8 protein-coding genes are annotated in these 10,574 nt (G+C 69.1%); 3 read left to right on the forward strand and 5 right to left on the reverse strand.

Annotation, left to right across the window (positions count from 1 at the left end):
- Positions 1-87 precede the first annotated feature (87 nt).
- From ACFWPJ_RS14480 to ACFWPJ_RS14490, 3 genes are read right to left on the reverse strand one after another with little or no spacing between them, the layout of a single operon-like run.
- Entirely contained in the window at positions 88-2,349 is a 2,262-nt protein-coding gene (locus ACFWPJ_RS14480; RefSeq protein WP_378851182.1) for a HelD family protein, read from the reverse strand.
- A 42-nt stretch (positions 2,350-2,391) separates the two neighbouring features.
- Positions 2,392-2,703 (reverse strand): antibiotic biosynthesis monooxygenase family protein, encoded by a 312-nt coding sequence (locus tag ACFWPJ_RS14485; protein ID WP_378851185.1) that lies wholly within the window; start codon positions 2,701-2,703, stop codon positions 2,392-2,394.
- 13 nt (positions 2,704-2,716) lie between these two features.
- Positions 2,717-4,054 (reverse strand): diguanylate cyclase domain-containing protein, encoded by a 1,338-nt coding sequence (locus tag ACFWPJ_RS14490; RefSeq protein WP_378851188.1) that lies wholly within the window; start codon positions 4,052-4,054, stop codon positions 2,717-2,719.
- A 133-nt stretch (positions 4,055-4,187) separates the two neighbouring features.
- Between ACFWPJ_RS14490 and ACFWPJ_RS14495 the strand changes: the two genes are divergently transcribed.
- Entirely contained in the window at positions 4,188-5,333 is a 1,146-nt protein-coding gene (locus tag ACFWPJ_RS14495) for a beta-ketoacyl synthase N-terminal-like domain-containing protein (protein ID WP_378851191.1), read from the forward strand.
- Between the two features lie 10 nt (positions 5,334-5,343).
- Here the strand turns inward: ACFWPJ_RS14495 and ACFWPJ_RS14500 are convergent, their stop codons facing one another.
- A complete protein-coding gene (locus ACFWPJ_RS14500; protein ID WP_378851194.1) occupies positions 5,344-7,170 on the reverse strand; it encodes a GAF domain-containing protein in 1,827 nt (608 codons plus the stop codon).
- A 141-nt stretch (positions 7,171-7,311) separates the two neighbouring features.
- Here ACFWPJ_RS14500 and ACFWPJ_RS14505 point away from each other — a divergent pair, with 141 nt between their 5' ends.
- Positions 7,312-8,091, forward strand: coding sequence for a sigma 54 modulation/S30EA ribosomal C-terminal domain-containing protein (locus tag ACFWPJ_RS14505; protein WP_378851196.1), 780 nt, complete (start codon positions 7,312-7,314; stop codon positions 8,089-8,091).
- Positions 8,092-8,094: 3 nt separating this feature from the next.
- On the opposite strand, the gene ACFWPJ_RS14510 is transcribed toward ACFWPJ_RS14505, so the two are convergent.
- Complete coding sequence (locus tag ACFWPJ_RS14510) at positions 8,095-8,727, reverse strand: response regulator transcription factor (protein ID WP_189034038.1); 633 nt, start codon at positions 8,725-8,727, stop codon at positions 8,095-8,097.
- A gap of 228 nt (positions 8,728-8,955) precedes the next feature.
- Between ACFWPJ_RS14510 and uvrA the strand changes: the two genes are divergently transcribed.
- Positions 8,956-10,574: excinuclease ABC subunit UvrA (gene uvrA / locus ACFWPJ_RS14515; protein ID WP_378851199.1), on the forward strand; the 1,619-nt coding region annotated here is incomplete at its 3' end.

The raw sequence follows: 10,574 nt of genomic DNA on the forward strand, positions 1-10,574 counted from the left end.
CTTATTTTTTTTATATGACACGGACACATTACAAGTCCCACTTGGGGGGCCCCCGCCCCCGCCCCCCCCTCGAGGTATTTCCGGGGCCTATGCCAGCGCGGACAGCACCTCGGGCAGGTCCTCGGTGTGCACGACCGCCAGCCGCTGGGTCGCGCGGGTCAGCGCCACGTAGAGATCGTTGAGCCCGCGCGGTGATTCGTCCAGGATCGCCTGTGGCTCCGCCAGGTACACCCGGTCGAACTCGAGACCCTTCGCGTCGTGCACGGTCAGTACCTGCACCGATTCACCGGCCAGCGCTGACAACTCGGGCACGAGCGCGGCGGGCGCGAGCACGGCACTGGTGCCGGGTCCGTGTTCGGCCTCGAGCAGCCGGGCCAGTTCGCCCGCCACCGCGTCGGGCCGAACCCGGTGTGCGCGCGGGGGATTGCCGGAGTCGCGGACCGAGCGCGGCACCTGCACACCCGGATCGATCGCGGCCAGGACATCGGCGGCGACGGCCATGATCTCGGCCGGGGTGCGGTAGTTCACGGTGAGCTCGGTGAGCTTCCAGCGTTGCGCCACATACGGTTCCAGCACCCGCTGCCACGACGACGCGCCCGCCGGATCACCGGTCTGGGCGACATCGCCGACCACGGTGATCCACCGGTTCGGGATGCGCCGCATCACCATCCGCCACGCCATCTGCGACAGTTCCTGCGCCTCGTCGACGATCACGTGCCCGTAGGTCCAGGTGCGGTCGCCCGCCGCGCGCTCGGCGGTGGTCTGCCGGTTGCCGAATTCCTGGCGCTGGGCCAGCTGGGAGGCGTCGATGAGGTCGTAGGCCATCAGGATCTCGGGGTCGAGCTCGTCCTCGATGTCCTGCGGCGCGGAACCGGTGAGGATGTCGAGGGCGTCCTGCGCCTCGGCCAGCTGGGCGCGCCAGCGGCGGCGGGAGCGCTCGCGTTCCTCGGTGTCGTCCACGCCGAGCAGTTCGGCCAGCTCGTCGAGCAGCGGGGCGTCGGCTGCGCCGAACGTGCCGTCGTCGGTGCGCACCAGTTCGGCCCGGTCCTCGGGGCCCAAGGTCTTGGCGGCGCGGTCGAGGCGGGCGGGGTCGGCGAGCAGGTCGGCCAGCACCTCCTGCGGCGACAGGATCGGCCACAGCTTGCCGATAGCGGCCTGGACCTGCGGGTCGGCGCGCATCTCGTCACCGATCTCGCTGAGGTCGGCCGAGCTGAGCAGGCTCGTCCCGCCGGACAGGTCGGCGCCCATGGTCGCGGCCAGCTGATCGGTGAGCGCGTCGATCACCGAGGACGCGAAGATCGGCCTGGCCAGATTGTGCGGGCGGCGCGACGACCTCGCCCGGCCGCGGGCCTTGGTCGCGATCTTGCGGTCCAGCGTGACCGGATAGCCGTCGAAGGTGAGCCGGACCGGCTCCGACGGCACTTCCTGGCGATCACGCACCGCCTGCTTGAGCACCTCGAGCATGTCGAGCGAGCCCTTGATCTCGCCAGCGCGCAGCGAATCCTCCCTGACCGCCTTCACGCCGGGGTACAGGTCGCCGATGGTGGACAGCAGCACGCCGGTCTCACCGAGCGAGGGCAGCACCTGGCCGATGTAGTCGAGGAAGGTGGCGTTCGGGCCGATGATCAGCACGCCGCTCTTGGCCAGCTGCTGGCGGTAGGTGTAGAGCAGGTAGGCGGCGCGATGCAACGCGACCGCGGTCTTGCCGGTGCCCGGTCCGCCCTGCACGACGAGCACGCTCTTGTGCTCGGAGCGGATGATCGCGTCCTGCTCGCTCTGGATCGTCTCGACGATGTCGTTCATGTGCCCGGTGCGGGCGGCGTTGAGCGCCGACAGCAGCGCGCTCTCGCCGCCGACGCCGTCGTCTTCGCCGACCACGCCGTCGCGCTCGGCGGCGCGCAGATCCAGATACTCGTCGTTGATCGCGGTGACCGCGCGGTTGCGCGAACGGATGTGCCTGCGGCGGACCACGTCCTCGGGGTTGGCGGTAGTCGCCAGGTAGAACGGGCGAGCCAGGGGAGCGCGCCAGTCCAGCAGCAGCGGCTCGTAGTCGTTGTCCTCGTCGAGGATGCCGAGCCTGCCGATGTAGCGCGACTCGGGCTCGCTGCCGTCCAGGTCGATCCGGCCGAAGCACAGGCCGTGCTCGGCGGCGTCGTATTTGGCCAGGTCCTCGCTGTAGAGCTGGGTGAACGACTCGCGTTCACTGCGTGCCTGCGGGGTGCCGCCGGTTTCCAGCAGCACGGTCTTCAGCCGGTTCTGCGCGTAGTCGCGCATGCCGTCGAGCCGGTCGTAGAGCACCGAGAGGTACTGCTGTTCCGCGGCGCGTTCATCGGCGAGGCGGTCGGGCAAAACAGGACTCCTTTGTCACCGGCGAGAACAGAGTTGTCGAGTCTACTCGGCGAAGAGATCGTCACCGACGATCGGCGTGAAGTGCTCGACCACGGGAAACGGATCGTAGAAGTGGTGCAACAGCGCGCGCCAGCGCTGGTATTCCGGCGATCCGCGGAAACCCTCGGTGTGGTCGGTCAGTTGCGCCCAGCGCACCAGCAGCAGATAGCTGTCCGGACGTTCGACGCACTTCGACAGCGACAGCCCGCCGAAACCGGGCATCGACGCGATGATCGGATACGCCTGCGCGAACGCGACCTCGAAGGCCTCGGCGAGTCCGGGGCGCACGGGCAGTATGGCGTGTTCGACAATCACGCCGAACAGTCTGTCAGGAGGCGTGGGTGTTGTTCGAACGTCGATTCTGACCGAGACCGAGGTCACGATGACCCGAGGGCTTGTCCCGGTACATCGCCAGGTCGGCGTCGTGCAGGACGGCCTCGGGGGTGCGCAGTTCGTGCGGGCCGAGCTCGGTGATGCCGATCGAGGCGCTCACCTCCAGCCGGTGCCCGCGGGCGATGATCGGCTCGGCCATCGTGGTGCGCAACCGCTCGACAAGTCCGGGCAGGTCGGCGCGGTGCGGATGACCGGCGAGCAGCACCAGGAACTCGTCGCCGCCGAGCCTGCCGACCAGGTCCTCGGCGCGCAGCGCGCGCTGCAACCGCTGGGCGACGATCTGCAGCACCGTGTCGCCGATCGCGTGGCCGAGGGTGTCGTTGATCGCCTTGAAGCCGTCGAGATCGATGAACAGCACCGTGGTGACCAGGCTGCCGGCTTCGTCGGCCAGCGCCGCCGAGAGCTGCGACAGGATCAGCGAGCGGTTGGCCAGCCCGGTCAGCGCGTCGTGGGTGGCCTGGTACTCGAGCTGGCGCCTGCTGGCCCTGAACTCGGTGATGTCGGCGAACGAGGACACCCCGGAGGAATCGGGGCTGTCCGGGTTGAGCAGCCGGCAGCTGCACGACAACCACACCTGATGGCCGTCGGTGTGTTCGACGCCGAAGATGAACCCGGTGACGGCCTCGCCGGTCGCGAGGGTGTGCGCCATCGGATGCCGGCCGGCCGGCAGCGGCTGCCCGTTGCGGTCGATCAAGGTCACGGGCAGTTCGTCGATGGTGCGGCCGACCATCGGCGTCGCGTCGTCGATGCCGAGTATCCGTTTGCCCGCCGGATTGATCGACTCCAGCCGACCGCGTGGATCGATGACGAGCACGCCTTCCTCCAGCTGCGACACCACCGTCGTGAAGTGCGCTTCGGCCCGCCGCGCCGACGCCTCGGCGGCCCGCTGTGCGGTCAGGTCGTGCACGACCACCTGGTAGGCGAGTTTGTCCTGCCACGCCGTGAGCACCGCCACGGTCTGGACCGGAACCGTGCGGCCGTCGATACGGACCAGATCCATCTCGGTGGGCGGCGAGGCGGCGCCCTCTGCGGTCAGCTGGTCGATCCGCTCGAGCATCGCGGGGATCGAATCGGGATCGACGAATCGCACGACCGGCATTCCGAGCAGCTCGTCGGCCGAGCGCGCGCCGAGCAATCGCACCATCGCGGGATTGACGAAAACGACCGTCCCCGCCTCGTGCACACAGATCGCGTCGGGCGTGTGTTCGACCAGCGACCGGTACCGCTGTGCGAGCTGCTCGGCGCTCGCCGCGTCGGTATTGGCTTCTCCCACTGTGAAACCCCCGATCTCGACCTGGTCTGGCAACGGCGAAACAGGACTAGTGTGGTGACCCTCGATGAGATCCGCGAGGAGCGAGGTGAAATCGGGCGTGCTTCCCGGCAGCAGGGTCCACCATCTCGATTCTATGTCGATCGCAGGCATAGGTGTCGTCTCCGGCTACGGCTGGAGCCGCGAACAGCTGTGGCAGGGGGTCATGGGTGGAAAACCGGCCGCCCGTTTGTACCCCGGGTACGGCCCCGATCGCGATCAGCACGCCTGGGTGGGCCGGGTGCCCGACGGCGGTGATCCAGCTCACGGTCGAAGCCTGTTCGGGCGTGCCGTCCACGCGGCGGCCGTGGAGGCGGTGGCGGATGCCGAGGCCCGTGGCTGGCGCCGGGACGGCAGGACGGTCGGCCTGGTGCACGCGTTCACCCTGGGCGATGTCGCCGACTGGCGCGACTTCTATCTGGTCGATCACGGCCACCGGCGTTCCCGTGACTACCTGCGATTGCTGCCGTCGACCCCCATCTCGGTGGTCATGCAGGAGTTCGGTTTCCACGGTCCCGCGATGAACGTGTCCGCCGCGTGCAGTTCGGGTACCGCCGGGCTGCTCACCGCGAAGATGTGGCGCGACGCGGGCCTGGTCGACGACGTGCTGTGCATCGCCACCGACATCTCGGCGACGCCCGATATGCTGGAGCATTTCGTCCGGTTGGGCGCCGCGGTCGCCGACGCCGACCCGTTCACCGCGTGCAGGCCGTTCCAGGACGACACCCTCGGCTTCACCATCGCGGAGGCCTCGGCGGCCTTCCTGCTCTCCGACGCCGTCGACACGCCCTATGCCCGGATCCTCGGCGGCGCGATGACCAACGACGCCTTCCACGTCGTCTCGGTCGAGCCGACCCACACCCAGCTCATCGCCTGCGCCCGGCGCGCGCTGACCGTGGCCGGGATCGACGCCGCCGACGTGCGTTACGTCAACGCCCACGCCACGGGTACCAGGCAGTGCGACGCCGCCGAACGCGCCGTGCTGACCGCCGTTTTCGGCGATCGTCCCGTGATCACCGCGCTCAAGCCGCTCACCGGGCACTGCCAGGGCGCGTCCGCGGCCGTCGAGGTCGCGGTGATCGCGCTGTCCTACGAGCGCGGCATCGCCGTGTCGGCACCGGTCATGGCGCCCGCGCACCCGCGGCTGCTCGACGGACCTGCTCCGATGACCGGCGGATTCACGGTGAAACTGTCGATGGGCATGGGCGGCAACAACGGCGCGGTCGTTCTCGGGCCCGCCTGAACCGCCGGGCTCAGTCGCCCTCGCCCGCGTCCGGCCCACCGGCCAGCTCGTACCCGCCGGTGGTCGGCGAGTCCTGGGGCAGCGGTACCGCCCAGCGCAGCTGGGTTCCCGTCATCTCCGGGTGATCGCCGTCGGCGTCCGGGCGTTGCGCGGGCCCGATGTCGAAGTGCCCGCCCGCCTCCAGGGCGCGCTGCTCGAGATTGCGCAGCCCGCTGCGGATCACGTGATTGGGGATGCCCCAGCCGTTGTCGCTGACGGTGATCGTCAGGTCGTCGGCCACGTCGATGACGATCGCGACCGTATCGGCCCCGGAATGGCGCACCGCGTTGCTCACCGCCTCGCGGACCACGGCCTCGGCATGGTCGGCCAGTTGCGGATCGAGCACGGACAGGGGGCCTGACACCTGGATCGTGGCCCGCATGGCGATGTCGGCGGTCTGGCGCCGGATCGCCAGCTCGAGTCGCTGCTGCAGGCCCGCGCTGTGGCCGGGGCCGCTGGCGTGCAGGTCGAAGATGGAGGTCCTGATCTCCTGCACCACTTCTTGCAGATCCATGATGACCGTCGACAGGCGTTGCCGCACTTCGGGAACCACCGTCTTGGGCAGCGTCGCCTGCATCGTCAGGCCGATCGCGAACAAGCGCTGGATCACGTGGTCGTGCAGATCGCGGGCGATGCGGTCGCGATCGGCGACGATATCGAGTTCGCGCATCCGCCGCTGGGCGTCCGCCAGCCGGACCGCGAGCGCGGCCTGATCGCAGAACGCGGCCGTCAGCTCCATCATCTCGTCGGAATACGGGGCGAAGCCGGGTGGCCGGATCGTCACCAGCACACCGAGCGTCGCGTCGGGCGTGCACAGCGGCAACACCAGAGCCGGTCCGGCACCGGGTGATTCGGCGTCGGCGAACTCGACCCCGAGCGTCGCCGTCGACATGTCGTCGAAGCGCAGCGGCGTGCGCCTGCTGAACGCGTCACCCAGGGCGGTGCCCGCGATCGGGACGGTCTGCCAGTCCTGTCCGGCATCGGGTCCGGTCCATTGCGTGATCACCAATTCCGAGATCTCGCCGGGCAATTCGTCCGGCACCGGCACCGAGGCCAGGAACGCCTGATGCGATCCGGTGAGGCCGCGCGCGTGATCGACCACATGCGCCAGCACCCGATCCGATTCGGTGCCTGCCAGGAATTCCGTCGCGATATCGCGGGTCGCCTCGATCCACGCCTGCCGGGTGCGGGCCTGTTCGTAGAGGCGCGCGTTGTCGACCGCGATCCCCGCCGCGGCCGCGAGCGCCAGCACGAGGACCTCGTCCTCCTCGGTGAACGGCTGTCCGTCGAATTTCTCGGTCAGATACAGGCTGCCGAAGACCTCGTCCCGAATGCGTACGGGCACACCGAGAAACGTGTGCATCGGCGGATGGCCCGCCGGAAAACCCACCGACGACGCGTGCTCGGTGAGATCGTCCAGCCGCAGCGGCGCCTTCTCCGCGAACACCGCGCCGAGCACGCCGTGGCCCGCGGGTAATCGCTCGATCCGGTTCCTGATCTGGTCGGGCATGCCCTCGTCGATGAACTGCGAGACCTGCCGATCGTGGCCGCGCACCGCGAGCGCGCCGTAGCGGGCGTCGACCAGGTTCATCGCCGTGCGCACGATCGTGCGCAGCGTTTCGTCCAGGTCGAGGCCCGCGGTGACCGTCAGCATGGCCTCGACCAGGCCGTCCATCCGATCGCGCGAGCCGATCATCACCTCGACCCGGTCGGCCACCTCGCCCAGCAGCGCGCGTAATCGCTGCTGCGACACGGTTCGGCCCACCGAATAGCGGCCGCTCCGACCGTCATTCGCCATCGCCGTATCCCGTCGCCGCACCACCCCAACCGTCGAACGCAAAGTCTAGTCCGCAATGTGGGGACTTTCGGCCCTTCACTCGCAAGGAGGGGAATGGTGGCATAGGGCACCGGGAAAAGGGATCGAGAAGTGGGGCAAGAGATGAATTCGTTGTCGACTACCCAGCACTGGACGACCGCCGCGGACCCGGAGCTCGCGGTGACCACCCGCGGCGAGGTACCACCGCAAGACGTCACCCGCGCTGTCCGCGCCATCACCCGCGTGATGCGCAGGCACCATCTCGACAGTCCGGCCCGCGTGCGCGTCACCGCGCCGCAGGGCTCCGACGAGCCGACCCTGGTGCAGGCCAACATCCGGACCAACGACACGCTGACCCGCGTGCAGGTCACCGGACCGGGCGGCTTCGCCGTCACCTTCGCCGCCGAGCGGCTCGATCGTCAGCTGGCCCGGCGCGCGGGCAAGGAAGCGCGCGGCGCGTGGCCGGACCCGGCGCGGCGCCCGCTGGCCCAGATCACCGAGACCAGGCCGATCATCCGCCGCAAGGACTGCGCGCTGATGACCGGCACCCCGCTGGAAGCCAGCACCGTGCTCGACGCGATGGACTACGACGCCTACCTGTTCACCGATGCCCAGACCGGCGAGGACGCGATCGTCACCTGGGCCGATCCGCACGGCGTCAGCCTGGCCAGGCAGCGGCACACCGCCGCGGCGGGGACCTCGGCCGAGCTGCCGCTCACCGCCAGCGCGATGCCGGTCCGCGTCGTGCAGGACGCCGCGCCGGTCTACGCCGAGGACGAGGCCTCCGACGTGCTGTGCACCGGCGGCCTGCCGTATCTGTTCTTCACCGACAGCCACACCGGCCGCGGAAACCTGCTCTACCGCCGCTACGACGGCGACCTCACCATCGTTGTCCCCTCCTGAGCTTTACGGCTCGCGCAGCTTGGTCGCCAGGACGGCGGCCTGGGTGCGGCGTTCGACCCCGAGCTTGGCCAGCAGGCGGGAGACGTAGTTCTTCACCGTCTTCTCGGCCAGGAACATCCGCGCGGCGATCTGCCGGTTGGTGAGTCCCTCGCCGAGCAGCTCGAGTAATCGGCGTTCCTGCTCGGTGAGCCCGGCCAGCGCGCCGGAGGGTTCGGTGCTGCGGCGCAGCCGGGCCCGCAACGCGTCGGCCGCGCGGGTGTCGAGCAGGGAATGACCGGCGCCGACCTGCTTGATCGCGTCGGCCAGCTTCATCCCGTCGATGTTCTTCACCACATAGCCGCTGGCGCCGGCGAGGATGGCGTCGAGCATGGCGTGCTCGTCGGAGAACGAGGTGAGGATCAGGCAGTGCAGGTCGTCGAACTCGGCCAGCAGATTGCGGCACAGTTCGATGCCGTTGCCGTCGGGCAGGCGCACATCCAGGACCGCGACGTCGGGCCGGGCCTCGCGAATGCGCACCATCGCCTCGGCGACACCACCCGCCTGACCGATCACCGTGAGTTCTGGATCACCCTCGAGCAGGTCGATCAACCCGCGCCGCACGATCTCGTGGTCGTCGACCAGGAACACCTCGAGCACGCCGGCTCCTTCATCATGTCGATCGTTCCACCCTTGCCGTTCAACATAATCCGCGTACCCGCGTCATGGGGCCTGGTCGGCGCACGACGTTCGTCACGCCCCCTGCACACGGCGCCCGCCGTCGGGGGCGCCGCGCTGCGCGCCGAAACTTGTCGGTGGGTCCGCCTAGCATGGCTGACGGGGGTTCATGTCCGGTCGGCGGATGACGATGGAGAAGGGATTCACCAGGTGGCGGAACGCCTCACTGTGCGCGGAGCTCGGGAACACAATCTCAAAGGTGTCGATCTCGATCTGCCTCGTGACAGCCTGATCGTGTTCACCGGTCTGTCCGGTTCGGGTAAGTCGAGCCTGGCGTTCGACACGATCTTCGCCGAGGGGCAGCGCCGCTACGTCGAGTCGCTGTCGGCCTACGCGCGTCAGTTCCTCGGGCAGATGGACAAGCCCGATGTCGATTTCATCGAGGGCCTCTCGCCCGCGGTGTCGATCGACCAGAAGTCGACCAACCGCAACCCGCGGTCGACGGTCGGCACCATCACCGAGGTCTACGACTACCTGCGCCTGCTCTACGCCCGCGCCGGCACACCGCACTGCCCGGTCTGCGGCGAGCTGATCGCCAAGCAGACGCCGCAGCAGATCGTCGACCAGGTGCTGGCGATGGAGGAGGGGATCAAGTTCCAGGTCCTCGCGCCGGTCGTGCGCACCCGCAAGGGCGAGTTCGTCGACCTGTTCGACCAGCTCAAGACCCAGGGCTACTCGCGTGTGCGGGTCGACGGCGTGGTGTATCCGCTCACCGATCCGCCGAAGCTGAAGAAGCAGGAGAAGCACGACGTCGAGGTCGTCGTCGACCGGCTCGCGGTGAAGTCCGCGTCCAAGCAGCGGCTCACCGACTCCATCGAGACGGCGCTGCGGCTGGCCGACGGCATCGTCGTGCTGGACTTCGTCGACCGCGACGAGCACGCCCACGACCGGGAGCGCCGCTTCTCCGAGCGCCTGGCCTGCCCGAACGGCCACGCGCTCGACATCGAGGATCTCGAGCCGCGCTCGTTCTCCTTCAACTCGCCCTACGGCGCCTGCCCCGATTGCACCGGCCTCGGCATCCGCAAGGAGGTCGACCCGGAACTGGTGGTGCCCGATCCCGAGCTGAGCCTGGCCGAGGGCGCCATCGCGCCGTGGTCGCGCGGGCAGACCGCCGAGTACTTCAACCGGCTGCTGTCGGGCCTGGCCGAGTCGATCGGCTTCTCGATGGACACCCCGTGGCAGGACCTCCCCGCGAAGGCGCGCAAGGCGGTGCTCGAGGGCAGCTCCGACCAGGTGCACGTGTCCTACGTCAACCGCTACGGCCGCAAGCGCTCCTACTACGCCGATTTCGAAGGCGTGATGCCGTTTCTGCACCGGCGCATGGACAACACCGAGTCCGAGCAGATGAAGGAGCACTACGACGGCTACATGCGCGATGTGCCGTGCCCGGTCTGCCACGGCGCCCGGCTGCGCCCGGAGATCCTGGCCGTCACCCTGGCCGCCGACGGCACCGACAAGTCGATCGCCGATGTCAGCGATCTGTCCATCGGTGACTGCGCGCACTTCCTGAACTCGCTGACTCTGGGGGAGCGCGAGGCCGCGATCGCCGGTCAGGTGCTCAAGGAGATCCAGGCGCGCCTGGGCTTCCTGCTCGACGTCGGCTTGGAGTATCTGACGCTTTCGCGCGCGGCGGCGACGCTGTCCGGCGGCGAGGCGCAGCGCATCCGGCTCGCCACCCAGATCGGGTCCGGCCTGGTCGGTGTCCTATATGTGCTCGACGAGCCGTCGATCGGCCTGCACCAGCGCGACAACCGCAGGCTCATCGAGAC

Source organism: Nocardia sp. NPDC058497 (genome assembly GCF_042720195.1).
Classification (GTDB): domain Bacteria; phylum Actinomycetota; class Actinomycetes; order Mycobacteriales; family Mycobacteriaceae; genus Nocardia.

Bases quoted from the DNA above. Each gene is read 5' to 3' on its own strand.
- ACFWPJ_RS14500 (WP_378851194.1), bottom strand. From the start codon at position 7,170: ATGGCGAATGACGGTCGGAGCGGCCGCTATTCGGTGGGCCGAACCGTG.
- ACFWPJ_RS14505 (WP_378851196.1), top strand. From the start codon at position 7,312: ATGAATTCGTTGTCGACTACCCAGCACTGGACGACCGCCGCGGACCCG.
- ACFWPJ_RS14495 (WP_378851191.1), top strand. From the start codon at position 4,188: ATGTCGATCGCAGGCATAGGTGTCGTCTCCGGCTACGGCTGGAGCCGC.